Origin of the sequence: Cylindrospermum sp. FACHB-282 (assembly GCF_014697195.1) — a bacterium.
Classification (GTDB): Bacteria; Cyanobacteriota; Cyanobacteriia; order Cyanobacteriales; family Nostocaceae; genus Cylindrospermum.
Window position 1 is genome coordinate 18,169 of sequence record NZ_JACJRJ010000001.1, and the last position, 15,736, is coordinate 33,904.

Here is a 15,736-nt window from a genome sequence, read left to right on the forward strand (position 1 = left end):
GCAGTTAGGAGTATTAATGGTAACCAAAAAAGATATCCGTTGTTAATTGTTCAATTTATGTATTCGATTGTTTCGGCTTGGAACTGGTGACTATCATCTAAAGTCCAGCTTTGGAGTTCGCCTGCTTTTCTGTTTTGGACGGATATTATTATATATGAGTATTCTGTCCATGCATATAGCCTGTCCCATTCTGAGGGAATAGCGGGATAATCTGGATGGGAGTGGTAGATGCCAATGATATTTAGGTTACGGTTTCTGGCGTCCCTTTGAGTTTGTAACATGATTTGGGGCGCGATCGCATATCTTCTTCTGGTACTATATTCTCTGGGGTCATGGGCAAAATCTGCCGCTTCTGTATTCCAAGCGTTTACTGTGGGGATTACTTCCACTACAGTTTTACACCCACTAGCCAGAGAACCAAGCATTATCCCACAGCACTCCTCCGGGTAGATGCTTTCGGCATGGGTGCGGATAATTTGCCGATGTTCTGGGAGGAGTTTGATTCGCGCTGCATTCATCAAAAATTCCGGCTTTGCTCGTCAATGAAGGATTCCAGCAGGTCTTTGACTTCTACTACACTGCTGATGAGGCGATCGTAATCTGATGAGTCGAGCAGATTTAACTCAAAACAAAGCAGCAGGTGATATTCTACCTCAATCGTGGAATCATTTGCCGATTCCAAAAAATCTAATTGTTCTTCTGGATATTGGCGATCGCATCCCTGAGCTATTTTAATCGGTATCGCCGCACAGGCTAAACGAATTTGTTGTGTTAACCCCAGTAATTCCTCTTCTGGAAAACTTTTGGTCACCTCATAAACTGCAACTGTCAGTTCATGAGCTTTTTCCCATGCTTTGATTTCTCTGAAGTCTGTCATTATGATGCTCGTATCCTTGATATCTGATAGGGTGAGCAATGCCCACCCTACTACTATGCCACTAATTTTTGTGTGCGTCTCTCAAGCTAGCTACTCACATTAAATAGCCACATAGTTATTTCATTTCTTTACATTTTTATTTACAAAAACCCATCTCATCTCAAGCTACCAAGGTAACTTTTCCAGTAGCCAAGTCATAACGACCACCAGCAATTTTAAGTTTGCCTTCCTTGATTAAACTTCTTAAAATAGTTGAGCTTTCAGCCAATCTTTCGGCTTGATATTGAACATTGGCAATGACAGAATTATCTTCTATATTACCAGTTTTGCTTCTAGCATTTTCTACCGCAGGTTTGATTTCTTCCACAAAGGAGCTAATTCTTCCAGGGAGAGGATCACCTTTGACAGCAGCGGAGACTGCACCACATTTAGAATGACCCAGAACTAGGATTAATTGGGCACCCAATACAGCTGTGCCAAATTCCAAACTACCTATAGCCTCTGGAGAAACGACATTACCAGCCACTCGCACAACAAATAAATCTCCAAGACCTTGATCAAAAATCATTTCTGCGGGTACTCTAGAATCAGCACAACCTAATACAGCTGCAAACGGATATTGGGCTACGGAAGTTTCTTGTAAACGCAACTTTGATTGGTTGGGGTTGAGACGTTTCCCATTAACAAACCGTTGATTACCCTCTACCAGACTTTTCAAAGCAGCTTGAGGAGTAACAGGTTGAGGTTTCACAGCGGTAGATGGGTTATCTGCAATAGCTGGTTCTCCTTTCCACAGTACAGTGCCAGCAGCAGCAGTAGCACCAATGCCGATACTACCCACACCTGCTAATTTTAAGAAATTACGACGCCCAACAAATCCATTAATACGACTCATCAATCTACCTCCAGGGGAATAAGCAAATTTGATACGAAGTTGCTTGTATACCTAATTAAGTTATATCCTTACCCCCAACTATGGTTGAGCAGGTAAGGAGCAGTTAAAGTATGGCTGCAACAGAGTAACAAAAAAACTATGTTATTTACTGGAATATACCAAACTATAGTATTCATAGTTAAATTGTTTTATATGAAAAAATTATCGTTTCCTAAGAGGTTTCTCTATGGTTTCCTAAGGATATCCAGTCATGGGTAATACCAATTCAAAATTCACTCATAGAGCCTACGGCACACTAGGCTGTCTTGGCAGATCCTCTGAAAGAGGCACAAAATTCAAAATTCCGTTAACTCTACTCATTAACCCACCTGACAAAAGCTCCCTTATTGCCAGGAAGATATCAGAATCATGGAAGATTTAAGAGTAAGTTTTTACACAGTTTAAGAATCATTTAATCTTTTGCTTAAATAAAAAATAATATATTGACAATATAGCTTATCTTCAAATAGTAAACGTCTAGAAAAATTCCCCTCTTGCGTTCTTCTCCGCGCCTTTGCGCCTTTGCGTGAGACAAAAAAAATCCTCTAAAAACTAAAACCACCAACAAAAATATATTTTTATCGGTCGTTTAGTTAAATAACATCTCGGAAACGGTGCGTTCCTAACGCACCCTACGGTTAATGTGCTTTACCGGCACCTAAATATAATTCTCCCACTTTGGGATCATGCAATAATTCTTGTCCTGGGCCAGAGATGGCATCACGTCCTGATTCTAATACATAACCGCGATTAGCCATTTCTAAAGCTTTACGGGCATTTTGTTCTACCAAAACGATCGCAGTTCCCCCTTGATTAACTTGCTTAATTTGCTCAAATACTTGCGTTACCAAGATGGGGGATAAAGCGGCAGAAGGTTCATCTAACAGCAGTAAACTGGGTTCTAGCATCAAAGCTTTACCCATCGCTAACATTTGGCGTTCCCCACCGGAGAGAGTACCTGCACGTTGACGACGGCGATCGCTTAATCTAGGAAACATGGTAAAGATTTTGTCTTTTAGGGGTTTCAGGGGAATATTCCGGACAAAAGCCCCCATTTCTAGGTTTTCTTCCACTGTGAGAGAGGGAAAAACGTTGGCTATTTGCGGTACATAGCACATTCCCCGTTGCACAATTTGGTTGGACTTTAAACCAGCAATATTTTCGCCTTTGAAGGTAATTGTGCCTGTGTGGGGGGTCAAAAGCCCAAAAATGGTTTTTGCTAAGGTAGATTTGCCGGCACCGTTGGGGCCAATTACTGTTACCAGTTCCCCTGATTCAACCCGAAAATTTACGCCTTGTAAGATATCTACATCTTTAATATATCCGGCATGGACGTTTTGAACTTCTAATAAATAGTTATTAGTCATAGGTGATAGGTGATAGGTGATAGGTAATAGGTAATAGGTGATAGGTAATAGGTGATTGATTTCTATTACCAATTACCAATTACCCATTACCCATTACCCGTTAATTTATTCGGTTATTTTTTGCAATTCGGGTCGTTCTTCTGGGAGGATTGCTCCTTCAACTGGGCAAACTTGGAGACAAATACCACAGTCGATACAGGTGGCAAAGTCAATCCAAAACCAATCGGTTCCTTTGACGTTTTTACCTGGGCCAGGATGAATGCAAGCTACAGGACAGGCAGATTCGCAGTCAGCGACACCTTCACAAACATCAGTAACAATCGTGTGCGGCATATTCTCGATTCCCTCTCTTCTGCATCAGTTTCTAGCCTAACAATTAGCCGTGTTACGTTTTAGTGCAATGGTTCAATTGTTGGTACACCATCAGGTTTGATCCAGGCAATTTGGGCAATTTGGCGATCGCGTGCATATTTATGGATAGCTTGTGCATCTCTTCCCCCCAAGTCAATTTCTACTCGTACCAACTCGGTAGAAGCTCGCAGTTTTTGGGCATAGGCAAAGGCGGCAGCGTTAGCACTTGCTGTCTCTGGTACTACCAACCAGTTGCTAGCTGGGATTGCTTGGGGTAATTGCTGAGTAGACGAGAGTACTTGGTATAAATCCTCAATATTGAGTCCAAAACCAATTCCGGGGATATTTTCTCCTTGGGGATGATATAGCCCCAAAAGTTGGTCATAGCGACCACCTCGCCCTAAAACCTGAGCTTGGTTTTCTGTGTGACTGACGACTTCAAACACGATGCCAGTGTAGTAATCTATGGTTTGGATCAGGCTGAGGTCAAGGATGAGGGGGAATTTTTTCTCTGATTCTAGTAACTCTACTAGGGATTTGAGATTATTTACCGCTGCTTGCTGCTCTGTGTCTAGATTCAAGCTGCTGACTTGTTGCAAGACATCTGCACTGTTGCCTCGCAGATCCAACATGATTCTGGCACGTTGGCGTAATTCATCGTCGAGGGGTAGAGTATCTATGGTAATCCGGTCGAGATGTGCGATCGCCTGACGTACTTTACCTTGTAGATGAGCGGGAAAGGCATTGAGAAGCGATCGGGTAATTCCCGCTTCACCTAAGATTAAATGCCAATCCTGCAAACCCAATGCGAATAAACAATCTGCTACCAACAACAGCACTTCTGCATTTGCCAGCAATCCCCCAGTCCCCAACAACTCCACCCCAGCTTGATAATACTCTTGCTGGCGATTATGCCTACTTTCCCAGTTACGGCGAAATACATTGGCATTGTAGTACAGCCGTTGGGGATAAGTGACACCTGCCATCCGCGTCACAACGGTACGAGCAATGGAAGCTGTCAGTTCTGGACGCAACCCCAATTCTTGATCTTGGGCATTTTGCAGTTGAATCACCATCTGGCGCACAATTGCTTCACCTGCCATTAGGGTATCCATACGCTCCAAGGTTGAGGTGATAATCCTGTGATATCCCCAACGATGAAACACTTGCTGTAACCTTTCTTCAATCCAGCGTTTTTGAGTCACATCTAAGGGCAATAAATCCCTAGCTCCCGCTGCTGGTTGATACACCATTATTTTTTCTTCCCACCAAACAAACCACCAAACAAACCGCCACCTCCAGTATTATCTGGCTGCTTACCTCCATTTTTTGGAGATGAATTCACCTGACTAGCACCGGATTGTCTCCCTAAAGCCTTTTCTATTTTGGGTATCCATTCCAAAGCTGATTCGTCTTTAGGGTTTAATTTCAGGGCGTTGTCAAAGTGAATTTTTGCCATTTTCAACTGATTTTGCCGTAAATAGACCATTGCAATCAAGCTATGGCTACGACTATTTTTCGGCTCTAGTTTCAGGGCGTCCTGTAATTCTACTTTGGCTTGGGCTAATTGGTTTTTATCAATTAAGGTTTGAGCGCGGCGGATGTACTGTTCAGCTGCTGAGTCTTCTTTAGGTAGTGCTGCTGGTGGTGGTGGTGCTAGATTTTTGGCTGCATTTGGCGTTGTCGTACTGGGGTTAATTTTGGCTGGGGGTGTTGACCCTGCCAATGATTGGCCAGCAATCCGCATTAAGTAGACTAAATTTAACTCACTAATTTGGGCAATGACTTGCGGCACTTGCTGCAACGCATCAAATTGAGTTTCAGCAATTTTAGCGATCGCACTTTTATAGAAAAGATCGATATTGGGAGCATTAGCTAATTGCTTGGCCAAGTTGCTGTGCAGTTCCACCGCCGATGATTCTTGTACTAGGCGCTTGCCCATTTGCGACAAAACTAGGATGTATTCGGTGCGAGTGCGTTCCAAAGAAAGTTTTTCATAAGCTGGGTTAACCAGCTTAGATAACAATTCACTGGATAGCTGTTTTTCAGCTTCACTCGCAGCAACACGGCTATCAGGGTGCAAGCGACGGGCAATACTGAGATAGCGTTTGCGGATATCTTTGACATCCGCATCAACTGCAACGCACAAAACTGCGTGATGGTCTATGAAATCATATTTAAAAAGTCCACGATCTATTCTCAAAGACATATACAGCTGTTGCACCCAAGGAGCAGTTATATTCTCTCCAGTTTACTTTGCCAGATTAGTCAATTGTTTAGTTGATAACACTGAATTAGCGAGGTTATAATGATTTATTATTTACTCCGCCATCACCCCTCATTACCAAGTTGAAAGGGGCGGAACTTGCATCAATGCATCACTGAGGCTGTCGTGAAGATGACTATTAGTGGCAAGGATTCTACCAGACTCAATTTTGAAGGGAGTACCATCGTAGGCGGTGATTTTACCCCCAGCTTCTTGTAACAAAATCACGCCAGCGGCGATATCCCAAGGAGCAATACCCCTTTCCCAGTAGCCATCAACACGCCCACAGGCAACATAAGCTAAATCTAGAGATGCTGAACCACCGCGCCTGACTCCTTGGGTAAGATGGGTGAGGTGACAAAATTCCGCGTAGTTGTTGTCAGATGTTTCGCGGCGATCGTAGGCGAATCCTGTCGTTAGCAAGCTTTTACTCAGTTCAGCTGTTTGGGAAACCGTGATGGGGCGGCGGTTGCGCGTTGCTCCCAAGCCAGCGGCAGCACGGAATAGTTCATCATGGAAGGGGTCATAAATTACGCCGACTTGGGGAACGCCATTAATTAACAACCCAATGGAAACGGCAAAACACGGGTATTGATGGGCATAGTTGGTTGTGCCATCTAGGGGATCAATTGCCCAGAGGTATTCATTATCTTGATTTCCTAATTTACCCGACTCTTCAGCGAGGATAGAGTGTTCAGGAAGATGGCAGTGCAAAACTTCTAAAATCAACTTTTCTGAAGCTTTATCGGCGGCGGTGACTAAATCACCAGGGCGTCCCTTTTCAATAATTGCCCCTTCTAACTTACCGAAATAATCTTGCAACACGACACCAGCAGCTAAGGCCGCCTCTGTGGCAATATCTAGAAAAATTTGTAGGTTAGTCATTGGTCATTGGTCAAACAGGTCAATTGTCCCCCTTCCAGTATCCAGTATTCAGTCCTATACTTACCGATTCATGCGGCGGAATTGTGCGGGGGTCAGACGCATGGGTTTTGCGGTATTCCAAATTCCTTGCCCCATGAGTCTAGCCCATTGTTGGGCACGTTCTAAACGCTGGTCATATTTGTGATTAGGCGATCGCCCTACGAATAGTGCATACCCTTGTTTCACTAATTCTTCGTTTAACAATACTTTATCTTTCCACACATAAGCCAAAGTCCGCCCAATTTTGTCTTGCGCTTCGAGATCAAATTCCAGCACTACGGGTTTTTCTACATTGCCAATCAGCGTTTCTAACAGTTGTTTAGCCTCATCTCCCCAAGGACGCTGTCTCACATCTGGGGCATCAATCCCAATTAACCGCACTTGGGAAATCAAATTTGGTTGCTCTGCCATACCTAGCACTTCCAAACTTTGTCCACTCACTACCCGCGCTACTTTTACCTGAGCCTGATTTTCTGCTCCCTGATTTTTCGCTTGACAACTCACCAGCAGGAGCAAGCAAGCTAATATTGCCATGTTTCGCGCCCAGACGCCCAGACGTGCCGCCAAAGTTGGCATTTGCGCCCAGACGCCTAGACGCCAAGGCGCAAACAAAACCCTATTCCTCATCTAAGGGTAAACCCGCTTTAACTTTCCCCCTACCAAAATAGCGCCCAAATTGGAGTTCATAGACTTCATCTTCGTCTTGTGTCTCTACTTCCAAGTCAGAACGGGCATAACTCACACACAGTAGAGCATAACCTTTGCGGCGCAATTCTGGCGACAGTCCAATGGCTTCCGGTTGGTAAATCTCTCCTGAGATGACTCTGACGGCACAGGTAGTGCAAGCCCCATTACGGCAGGAAAACGGCAGTTCTACCCCTTGGTGTTCGGCAGTGTGCAGGATGTAGCGGTCTTCGGGTACTTGCAGGGTGTGTATTTTGCCAGTAGCGCGATCGTGAACTTTAATCGTGTATTTCCGATCCATCTTGATGATTGAAAATGTGGGGTCTCAGACTAATTATAAAAATGTCTTCTCTAATCTTTGCATTTTTTTGAATTTCATCGTACAATCGTAAGTCATGGCACCTGGAGAGGTGGCCGAGTGGTTGAAGGCGCAGACCTGGAAAGTCTGTTATGCAGAAATGTATACGAGGGTTCGAATCCCTCCCTCTCCGTTTTACTGAGACAAGAATACCCGTCCCTATATAGGGCGGGCAGCGGCAATAAAGCTAGTTCACATAGAAATGATTGATTTGAGGCAGACCTGTACAAGCGGTCTAGTTTGATTTTTTGCTGATCGCCCAATCAAAATATGACAATCGCTAAAATAACACGCTCAACCAATCCAAATTGATTTTATTTTCGGGCTTTTTTCCGGGATCGTTCCAGCAAGCCAGCACTCACTAGGATGAGTGAACCCACGATAGTTGTAGGTTCAGGAACTTCCTCAAGATTCCCATTTTTAACATCCAAGGCTGATGAAGTAACATAATCACCCACATCCACAACCCCAAAACCGAGGTTGTAGGTTCCAGCAGAATTAAAGGTGTAGCTAAAGGTATTGAAACCTGTATTTGTTTGGAAACTGCCAGATGTTCCAGACTGTAATGCATTGGTGAAGTCAGCGAGCTTGATAACGTTGTTGTTCACCAGAAAAAAACCGAAGTCTTTGTTACTGGTTTCGTTAGTAGAAAATCGCCATTCAAAACTTAATTTATCCCCAGCTTGAGCAGTGATTACAGATTTAATTGCCGATCCCTCATAAGCTTGACCATCATCATCTAGGGATTCGGCATCTAAGCCAAGAAAGTCTTGCAAATTTGGGTTTGGACTTGCTTCTTCTGGGTTATTGCCTGATAAATTGTAATAACCAGAGGCTTGAGGGGAATCATCCTGAAAGTTGGCGTTGTCATTGCTCAAGCTCGCTTCACCTGGTTGAGTATACACATCACCCAATTTGTCCCAACTGCTGAAGTCTACAGAAACAGCTTGTGAGGGGCTGGCAGCTAAACCGAAGCTGGCAAGGCTAAGAATACCTGTAGTGATAGCAGAATGCTTGATCAAATGAGAAACAGACATAAAATACCTCCTTTGATATTTAACTATCCTAAACTTGGCAAGCAAAAATTGCTACACGCATAAACACTGGTTTCTTATTTCTCCCCTTCAGGGAGGAACAAAGAAAATCAAAGAGGCTGCACTTAGAACAAGAAATTATTGGCACTGGCAAGTGTCCCTTGGTCAACACCTTGAACTGTAATCAAGGATGTGGAACGAGCGGAACCAAGTAAGCCATCTGGATCAATAAGTACATTTGTATCGCTGCCAGTAGTACGAAAATTCAAGTAGCCCTGTACCGTGGCAGTTGCATAGTCGAGGCTACCGAGACTGTAGCTCTGGAACAGTTGTGTCAAGACAATTTTGTCGATACCAGCTTGAAAATCAGTGATGGTATCGCCGGCATCCCGGATACTGGTATAGATAAACTGGTCGCTGCCAGCCCCACCAGTTAACATATCTCCACCTTGGAAGCCTGTAATGTAGTCGCTGCTGGAAGAGCCAGTTAGGGTGTCGCGGCCAGCAGTACCGTTAATCACCGTGTCATTGTCCGTAATGCCGACATTGATTGTGGGGAAGACAAGCTGATTGTAATTGGCATCAACACTGGCTGCAGTTATGACAATCGTGCCGCTATGGCTGCCTTCTACTACCGCATCATCTACTGCCGTCACCGTGACATTTCGCGCGACATTCCAGTTCTGGGCAGTGAAGGTGAGAGTATTGGTATCGCTTGTGAGTTGGTTGCTGCTATTGATGCTAATGGTGACATCAGCGGTGGGTTGACTATTAAGGACAAGAGAGTAACTGTCAGTAGCGCCGCCTTCGGTGACGTTGGTGCTGCCACCAGTTTCATTGATAATCAGGTTTGGGGTATCGTTGTCACTAATGTTGGCGCTGACAGGGTTAATGGTAATGCCGTCGTAGTCAGTATCGCTGCTGGTGGCTGTATATTGGATGGTGGCGACGCGATCGCCTTGTGCGACTGCATCATTGACGGCAGTCACCGTGACAGTTTGGGCGACATTCCAGTTGTTGGCAGTGAAGGTGAGATTATTGGTATCGCTTGTGAGTTGGTTGCCGCTATTGATGCTAATGGTGACATTAGCGGTGGGTTGACTATTAAGGACAAGAGAGTAACTGTCAGTAGCGCCGCCTTCGGTGACGTTGGTGCTACCACCAGTTTGGCTGATAATGATCCCTGGGGTATCGTTGTCACTAATGTTGACGCTGACAGGGTTGATGGTAATGCCGTCGTAGTCAGTATCGCTGCTGGTGGCTGTATATTGGATGGTGGCGACGCGATCGCCTTGTGCGACGGCATCATTGACGGCAGTCACCGTGACATTTTGAGCGACATTCCAGTTGTTGGCAGTGAAGGTGAGAGTATTGGTATTGCTTGTGAGTTGGTTGCCGCTATTGATGCTAATGGTGACATTAGCGGTGGGTTGACTATTAAGGACAAGAGAGTAACTGTCAGTAGCGCCGCCTTCGGTGACGTTGGTGCTGCCATCAGTTTGGCTGATGATGATGCCTGTATCCGTGGCGCTATATTCAAATGCTCCAATATCAGGTTGGCTGTCACGGGTCAAACCACGGGCATCAGTTGTTGATCCGCCCTCAACTCCTGCATCAATGGCGGGACTGCCCTTCAGCAAAGGACGTACTAGTACACCGTCAATCTCTTGGAGTTCGCCCAGTTGAGGGTCAATAACTTGAGCGTTGGCTGTTACTTTAGAGTTTTTAGGCTGTGGTTCGGGATACTCAATATTACCGCCGCCATCAAGTAACTGGTACGCGACTTGCTGACCTGTTCCTTGACCATCGTTTGCTGTATTGTTGGCAACGATTGAATTGGTAAGGGTTGTTTGTTGCGATGGCTCAACAACCCAAAACGCCCCTCCGTTTTCTCCGGCATAGTTATCAACAATCGTGGAGTTGGTGACGTTGAGTGTGGCAGTTGCGCTGGGGTTAATGGCGATTGCACCACCAAAACCACCATCTGTGTCAGTGGCGGTGTTTCCAGAAAAGGTGCTGTTCTCGATATTGATGACTGCATTTGCTGAAGTTGAATCCCCATCTAGCCACAATGCACCACCTTGTTTCTCGGTGGTGTTGTTGGCAAGGGTAACATTGCGGATTGTTACATTACCATTGGCTCGTATTCCCCCTCCCTGGGCATTGCCTTTACTGTTGGTAGTGGTCGTGTTGTTAATAATCGTGCTATTTTCAACAATTACCTGATCGGGGTTGTAGATGTACAGATAGAGCGCTCCCCCGCCACCAACGCTTTCATTTCCCTCAAACCAGCTGTCACTGATCCTAATTGTGCCCCCGACAGTGCTAGAAGTAGGGTTAGGCCCAGAAGGGTTTGCTCCATCTGTGAAAATTGCTCCGCCCTCAAGGGTTGCGGTGTTATTGACGAAAACTGAATTTTCTACAGTGAGTGAACCTAATAGGTTATACACTGCTCCGCCTGACACACCACGGTTATTGGTGAATTCGCTATCTTTGATACTCAGTGAGCCATCATTCTCAGTAGCGATCGCCCCTGCACTAAAGCCTGACCCTGTCGCTGTACCATCATTGTTGTCGAAGCTGCTGTTAATTATTGTTGCATGGCTAGTATAGCCTACCTGAACTCCTCCACCTTGATCGGCGGTATTATTGTTAACCTGAGAATTAATTAACGTTAAACTACTGTAAGAACTAACTTGAATTCCCCCACCTTTGCCTGTGGTTTTTCCGTTGGTAATAATCAAGTCTTTTATAGTAGCGTCTTCGGATTGCGCTATAAAAAACACTCGGCTGGCATTATTACCACTAATGGTTAAATTTGCTGCTCCACTGCCATCGATTGTGATACTTTCTGTAATAGATAGTTGACCACTGGTGAGGGTGATAGTTTCATTCGCCAGACTAGATGCAAATTCGATAGTGTCACCCGCTTGAGCATTGGCGAGTGCATCTCTCAATGAACCAGGTCCACTATCTTGGGAGTTGGTGACAGTTATGATAGACATTTAGAAATTTCTCCAAAAAACTTTTACTTCAATAGTGATTCTGATTAACTAGAGTGGGAAATCGAAATGACTGTTTTCCAAAATCACAAGTAGGACTTGCAAATTGATCGATCTAAAACTGGCTATGCAAATGCAACTTTTATTTCTGTTTAAGGTGTTTTCGTATAAAGTTACTAGCCAGATGAAGAGAAAATTTCTATAGAAGGAGCTTATACTAAGTTTTGATGAATTTTTATGCTTGAAGCAAGCGTAACTGATGGTACTTAGGAAAATAAACGTGGTTTCTACCGAAAAATTATGTTTTGTAAACAAGCATCTAAGGACTAAATAAGTATAAATACTTATTTGGTTGATGCCATGAGTAAATTTGCTGAAAAATTGTCATTTAAGGAATAGGAGAGCGGGCACTCCGTGACATCAAAGCAGAATTGCGGGAAACTGAGAGCAGATATATTAGGAACGGAGAACCTAATGAGTTGGACTAAAGTTCTTGCAGCCGATGCCCTTTCATCTGGTGCGCGACAAGTGGTGAAAGTAGGTAATCGGAATATCCTGCTTTTGAACCACGAAAATCAGTTTTATGCTGTTGATAACATTTGTCCTCACTTAAAACTACCGTTGAAAAGTAGCAAAATCACAGAAGATGGTGCGATCGTTTGTTCTTTCCATCGCAGTGCTTTTGACCTAAGTACTGGTGAGGTGAAAACATGGTGTCCCTGGCCGCCTGGAGTAGGCAAGCTACTCTCAATGGTTTCACAACCAAAAACACTACCCGTCTTCCCTATTCGCGTGGAAGAAGGCAGTATCTGGATTGATTTGCAAGAGGGATAATTAAATCGCTTTCGTTGCCGGACAATCAGATACAAAGCCGAGTAAATGCACTGTGCTATGATCAAATCGCTCATCTGGCAGTGCTGAATAATTGCGGCTGGAAGGGGTATGACCGAATCTAGCAAAAACAACAACATTCACTCCTGCAATCACCAAGTTAAGTATAGGTTTGGATTCAGGTTTGACTTTGAGGGATAGCTTCTGTGCAATGTTTTCGTGGCCTTGCTATCGTTCGGGATCTCGGCTTGTCGGCTATTGTCCGGCGCAAATGTATCAGCAATCAAATATTTGCAATTCACATACAGAGGATGATTATCCTCTGTACTGTTCTAATTTTTTGTCAATTCCCAAACCTTACCAAGGGCCTGAGATAGCAAAGGTAATTCCTGGTGTCTGTATATTCACAAACATAATTTGTCCATTAGGTGAGAAACAAACGCCAGCGAACTCATTTGTATTTAAGGCATTCCGGGCAAATTTATAGAGTGAGCCAGTTGGTGTCACGCCCACAATAAAGTCAGTACCGCCGCCATCCTCACACAGGAAGATATCATTATTGGGCGCAACGACTATGTTATCAGGGAAATCTAGAGTACCCGAATTGTTAGGTTCTATGTACAGCCGGAGTGTCTCTGTGGACGGAGTGTAGCGCCAGACTTGACCTAATCCAGCACTACCGCCACTAGTACAACAGAAATAGATATCTCCATTACCATAGAAAATACCTTCGCCACGAGCAAACTTGGCGGCTCCTAGGTTAAAGCCCGCAACCCGCACTGTATCGCTAGCAGGATCGGGGTTAGCAATCTGAACCCAACTCACTGCGTGGGATTGACCGACTGTAAACCCTGTTGTGGTGTTTGCTTGGGGTATTGCAGTAATTTTCAAAGCATACAGTGTGCCCCCTGCACTCAGATTATTTGGTGTATTGGGCACGAAGCGATATAACAAGCTATCATCCCGGTCTTCGGTCAGATAGACATAACCTGTGTTGGGGTCTACTGCTGCTGCTTCGTGATTGAACCGACCCATCGCTACCAGAGGTACAGGCGTTACAAACCCAGTTGCACTACTAGGCACCTCAAATATATAGCCATGCTTCTTGTTACCAACTTCAAAACTCTCTTCACAACTAAGCCACGATCCCCAAGGTGTTGGGCCACCAGCACAGTTGCGGTATGTACCAGCTAGAGTACCGTAGTGGCTAACTAAAGCGCCATTAGAACTGACTACCAACGTTGTGGTGCCACCTCTTCCTTTGGTGTCGTATTTTTGAGAGTTAGGTGCGCCTACACGAGTACTCGATGATGAGTTGAGTTCATGGTTGCGGATCAAAACTGTATTGCCATTAGCTCCTGCAAACGCCCCCATACCGTCGTGTCCACCTGGGACTGTGTAGCCATCGTTCATCATTTGCCCCGTCTCAGACAATCTCACATAAGAGAAGCCGGCAGGCAAATCTAGAACACCTAAGGGGTCAGTTACAAGGGCACCGTAGGGCCCAGCTGCTAAAGTGCGTTTAGCGTAGAAAGCTTGTAAGGGTGATAAGAGTAAAGCACCGGCAGTTCCCGCACCGGCCAAGGAGAAAAATTGACGTCTTGATAAGGTCACTGCATACTCCGTAATTTTGGAATCAAAGTCTACTGACAGCAAATGAATCAGTAGCCATTATGGAGAAGATGCAGTCAATTTGTGTTAAGGGCAATCTAAGATGTCTTTATGTTTATAAGATAGATAAATTAAAAATTAAAGTTATGACCACCGATAACTATATCATTCGGTCAATGAGCAGGTCGGAAGTTGATTTGGCGATCGCTTATGCTGCGGCTGAAGGCTGGAATCCGGGCAAATATGATGCTGAGTGTTTTTATCAGGTTGACAAAAACGGTTTTTTATTGGGAGAGTTGAACGATGAGCCTGTGGGGTGCATTTCTGCTATGGCTTACGATCAGCACTATGGCTTTATTGGATTTTATATTGTGCGTCCGCAATTTCGGGGGCGGGGGTTTGGGCTGAAACTTTGGCAAGCAGCAATGGCTTATCTAGGGGCTGATCGCAACATCGGCTTAGATGGGTTGATTGTCCAACAGGAGAACTACCAGAAATCTGGTTTCCAAATCGCCTACAACCATATTCGTTATGAGACTCTGGGCGGCGGCGTTGTGCCTCCTGGTGTTGTAGAATTGAGTACATTGCCTTTTGCAGAGTTGGCGGCTTACGATCGCCAATTGTTCCCAGCCGAGCGATCGCTATTTTTGCAAAATTGGATTCAGCAACCAGAGAGTTCTGCTTTAGGAGTTCTCACAGACGGGCATCTTGTGGGTTATGGAGTCATCCGGGCTAGCCACACAGGTTTTAGAATTGGGCCGCTGTTTGCTAACGACGAACAGATTGCCGAGACACTTTTTCAAGCCTTACTTGCCAAATGTCCTGATGCTCCCGTGTTTCTCGATATACCAGATGCTAATCCAAATGCGAACGCCCTCGTTCAACGCCACAAGATGCAGCTAGTCTTTGAAGCGGCACGGATGTATACAAAAACGATTCCTAGTTTCCCCATCAACCGCGTGTTTGGTGTGACGAGCATGGAACTTGGCTAGAGATGGGTCATCTAAATTTTACCCAAAAAATTCTGTAGTGATTTTTGAGCGACAATAGAGATAGATGTAGGGAACTGGTGTTTGTTTCCTGCCATTACTCAAAACCTCAAATAGCTTTCTAGCAAGCTGCAAATGGAGGTAAAAAACATGATGTACGATGTTATCATCCCTAACAGCACCACATACCTAATTGTTAAAATCTTTGTGCTGATTTTAGCGTTGTTGTTGTGGTTTACAATCACTGCTGCCCCAGTTGTTTAGAAACTAACTCGCGTGATCCCAGTCACTGAGTAATTCATTAGCTTGCTTTGTCTTGTTGGATTTGCGGAGTGGTACTTGAGGAGTACCAAGATCCACATCAGGAAAGGACTGTTGTTTTTTCTTGGTGGTTCTTTTTTCTTGTATGTTGGAATCCGTCTGTGTGGTTTTCATGGCTCAATGAATTTGCGATTAAATCTTGAACATCAATGTATATCATCACTTTTCAAGGAGTAAGCCTCTACAG

Annotated in this window: 16 protein-coding genes and 1 tRNA gene; 3 read left to right on the forward strand and 14 right to left on the reverse strand. The window is 44.6% G+C overall.

Annotated elements, in window-relative coordinates; all coding sequences use genetic code 11:
• Nucleotides 1-50: 50 nt before the first annotated feature.
• From H6G32_RS00080 to H6G32_RS00125, 10 genes are all read right to left on the reverse strand, one after another.
• Nucleotides 51-518: a Mov34/MPN/PAD-1 family protein gene (locus H6G32_RS00080; protein ID WP_190453042.1), complete on the reverse strand. Its 468-nt coding sequence runs from the start codon at nt 516-518 to the stop codon at nt 51-53.
• Complete coding sequence (locus tag H6G32_RS00085) at nt 518-877, reverse strand: four helix bundle protein (protein WP_190453044.1); 360 nt, start codon at nt 875-877, stop codon at nt 518-520. The genes H6G32_RS00080 and H6G32_RS00085 overlap by 1 nt, the downstream gene beginning before the upstream one ends.
• A gap of 160 nt (nt 878-1,037) precedes the next feature.
• Entirely contained in the window at nt 1,038-1,772 is a 735-nt protein-coding gene (locus H6G32_RS00090) for a carbonic anhydrase (RefSeq protein ID WP_190453047.1), read from the reverse strand.
• A gap of 677 nt (nt 1,773-2,449) precedes the next feature.
• On the reverse strand, nt 2,450-3,178 hold the full coding sequence (locus H6G32_RS00095; RefSeq protein ID WP_190453049.1) for an ABC transporter ATP-binding protein: 729 nt from the start codon (nt 3,176-3,178) through the stop codon (nt 2,450-2,452).
• 105 nt (nt 3,179-3,283) lie between these two features.
• Nucleotides 3,284-3,511, reverse strand: a complete 228-nt coding sequence (locus H6G32_RS00100) for an indolepyruvate ferredoxin oxidoreductase subunit alpha (RefSeq protein ID WP_190453052.1) — start codon at nt 3,509-3,511, stop codon at nt 3,284-3,286.
• Nucleotides 3,512-3,570: 59 nt separating this feature from the next.
• Nucleotides 3,571-4,782, reverse strand: a complete 1,212-nt coding sequence (locus H6G32_RS00105) for an ATP phosphoribosyltransferase regulatory subunit (protein ID WP_190453055.1) — start codon at nt 4,780-4,782, stop codon at nt 3,571-3,573.
• A complete protein-coding gene (locus H6G32_RS00110) occupies nt 4,782-5,738 on the reverse strand; it encodes a J domain-containing protein (protein ID WP_190453058.1) in 957 nt (318 codons plus the stop codon). The genes H6G32_RS00105 and H6G32_RS00110 overlap by 1 nt, the downstream gene beginning before the upstream one ends.
• Before the next feature lie 132 nt (nt 5,739-5,870).
• Entirely contained in the window at nt 5,871-6,680 is an 810-nt protein-coding gene (locus tag H6G32_RS00115) for an inositol monophosphatase family protein (RefSeq protein ID WP_190453061.1), read from the reverse strand.
• 60 nt (nt 6,681-6,740) lie between these two features.
• Nucleotides 6,741-7,295: a thermonuclease family protein gene (locus H6G32_RS00120; RefSeq protein ID WP_190453487.1), complete on the reverse strand. Its 555-nt coding sequence runs from the start codon at nt 7,293-7,295 to the stop codon at nt 6,741-6,743.
• A 40-nt stretch (nt 7,296-7,335) separates the two neighbouring features.
• Nucleotides 7,336-7,704 (reverse strand): 2Fe-2S iron-sulfur cluster-binding protein, encoded by a 369-nt coding sequence (locus H6G32_RS00125; RefSeq protein ID WP_190453064.1) that lies wholly within the window; start codon nt 7,702-7,704, stop codon nt 7,336-7,338.
• A gap of 103 nt (nt 7,705-7,807) precedes the next feature.
• Here H6G32_RS00125 and H6G32_RS00130 point away from each other — a divergent pair.
• A tRNA-Ser gene (locus H6G32_RS00130) sits at nt 7,808-7,894 on the forward strand.
• 181 nt (nt 7,895-8,075) lie between these two features.
• On the opposite strand, the gene H6G32_RS00135 is transcribed toward H6G32_RS00130, so the two are convergent.
• Nucleotides 8,076-8,798 (reverse strand): PEP-CTERM sorting domain-containing protein, encoded by a 723-nt coding sequence (locus H6G32_RS00135; protein WP_190453067.1) that lies wholly within the window; start codon nt 8,796-8,798, stop codon nt 8,076-8,078.
• A gap of 122 nt (nt 8,799-8,920) precedes the next feature.
• The gene (locus tag H6G32_RS00140) at nt 8,921-11,800 is read right to left on the reverse strand and encodes a beta strand repeat-containing protein (RefSeq protein WP_190453070.1); all 2,880 of its coding nucleotides are present in this window, start codon (nt 11,798-11,800) and stop codon (nt 8,921-8,923) included.
• A gap of 471 nt (nt 11,801-12,271) precedes the next feature.
• On the opposite strand from H6G32_RS00140, the gene H6G32_RS00145 reads away from it, so the two are divergent.
• Nucleotides 12,272-12,631, forward strand: coding sequence for a Rieske (2Fe-2S) protein (locus tag H6G32_RS00145; protein ID WP_190453073.1), 360 nt, complete (start codon nt 12,272-12,274; stop codon nt 12,629-12,631).
• 354 nt (nt 12,632-12,985) lie between these two features.
• Here H6G32_RS00145 and H6G32_RS00150 read toward each other — a convergent pair whose 3' ends face one another.
• Nucleotides 12,986-14,242: an alkaline phosphatase PhoX gene (locus H6G32_RS00150; protein ID WP_190453076.1), complete on the reverse strand. Its 1,257-nt coding sequence runs from the start codon at nt 14,240-14,242 to the stop codon at nt 12,986-12,988.
• 143 nt (nt 14,243-14,385) lie between these two features.
• Between H6G32_RS00150 and H6G32_RS00155 the strand changes: the two genes are divergently transcribed.
• The gene (locus tag H6G32_RS00155; RefSeq protein ID WP_190453079.1) at nt 14,386-15,231 is read left to right on the forward strand and encodes a GNAT family N-acetyltransferase; all 846 of its coding nucleotides are present in this window, start codon (nt 14,386-14,388) and stop codon (nt 15,229-15,231) included.
• 264 nt (nt 15,232-15,495) lie between these two features.
• Here H6G32_RS00155 and H6G32_RS00160 read toward each other — a convergent pair whose 3' ends face one another.
• Nucleotides 15,496-15,663, reverse strand: a complete 168-nt coding sequence (locus tag H6G32_RS00160; RefSeq protein WP_190453082.1) for a hypothetical protein — start codon at nt 15,661-15,663, stop codon at nt 15,496-15,498.
• Between the last annotated feature and the right edge of the window lie 73 nt (nt 15,664-15,736).

Bases quoted from the DNA above. Each gene is read 5' to 3' on its own strand.
- H6G32_RS00125 (WP_190453064.1), bottom strand. From the start codon at position 7,704: ATGGATCGGAAATACACGATTAAAGTTCACGATCGCGCTACTGGCAAA.
- H6G32_RS00135 (WP_190453067.1), bottom strand. From the start codon at position 8,798: ATGTCTGTTTCTCATTTGATCAAGCATTCTGCTATCACTACAGGTATT.
- H6G32_RS00090 (WP_190453047.1), bottom strand. From the start codon at position 1,772: ATGAGTCGTATTAATGGATTTGTTGGGCGTCGTAATTTCTTAAAATTA.
- H6G32_RS00115 (WP_190453061.1), bottom strand. From the start codon at position 6,680: ATGACTAACCTACAAATTTTTCTAGATATTGCCACAGAGGCGGCCTTA.
- H6G32_RS00140 (WP_190453070.1), bottom strand. From the start codon at position 11,800: ATGTCTATCATAACTGTCACCAACTCCCAAGATAGTGGACCTGGTTCA.
- H6G32_RS00120 (WP_190453487.1), bottom strand. From the start codon at position 7,295: ATGCCAACTTTGGCGGCACGTCTGGGCGTCTGGGCGCGAAACATGGCA.
- H6G32_RS00160 (WP_190453082.1), bottom strand. From the start codon at position 15,663: ATGAAAACCACACAGACGGATTCCAACATACAAGAAAAAAGAACCACC.
- H6G32_RS00095 (WP_190453049.1), bottom strand. From the start codon at position 3,178: ATGACTAATAACTATTTATTAGAAGTTCAAAACGTCCATGCCGGATAT.
- H6G32_RS00110 (WP_190453058.1), bottom strand. From the start codon at position 5,738: ATGTCTTTGAGAATAGATCGTGGACTTTTTAAATATGATTTCATAGAC.
- H6G32_RS00100 (WP_190453052.1), bottom strand. From the start codon at position 3,511: ATGCCGCACACGATTGTTACTGATGTTTGTGAAGGTGTCGCTGACTGC.
- H6G32_RS00155 (WP_190453079.1), top strand. From the start codon at position 14,386: ATGACCACCGATAACTATATCATTCGGTCAATGAGCAGGTCGGAAGTT.
- H6G32_RS00145 (WP_190453073.1), top strand. From the start codon at position 12,272: ATGAGTTGGACTAAAGTTCTTGCAGCCGATGCCCTTTCATCTGGTGCG.
- H6G32_RS00085 (WP_190453044.1), bottom strand. From the start codon at position 877: ATGACAGACTTCAGAGAAATCAAAGCATGGGAAAAAGCTCATGAACTG.
- H6G32_RS00080 (WP_190453042.1), bottom strand. From the start codon at position 518: ATGAATGCAGCGCGAATCAAACTCCTCCCAGAACATCGGCAAATTATC.
- H6G32_RS00105 (WP_190453055.1), bottom strand. From the start codon at position 4,782: ATGGTGTATCAACCAGCAGCGGGAGCTAGGGATTTATTGCCCTTAGAT.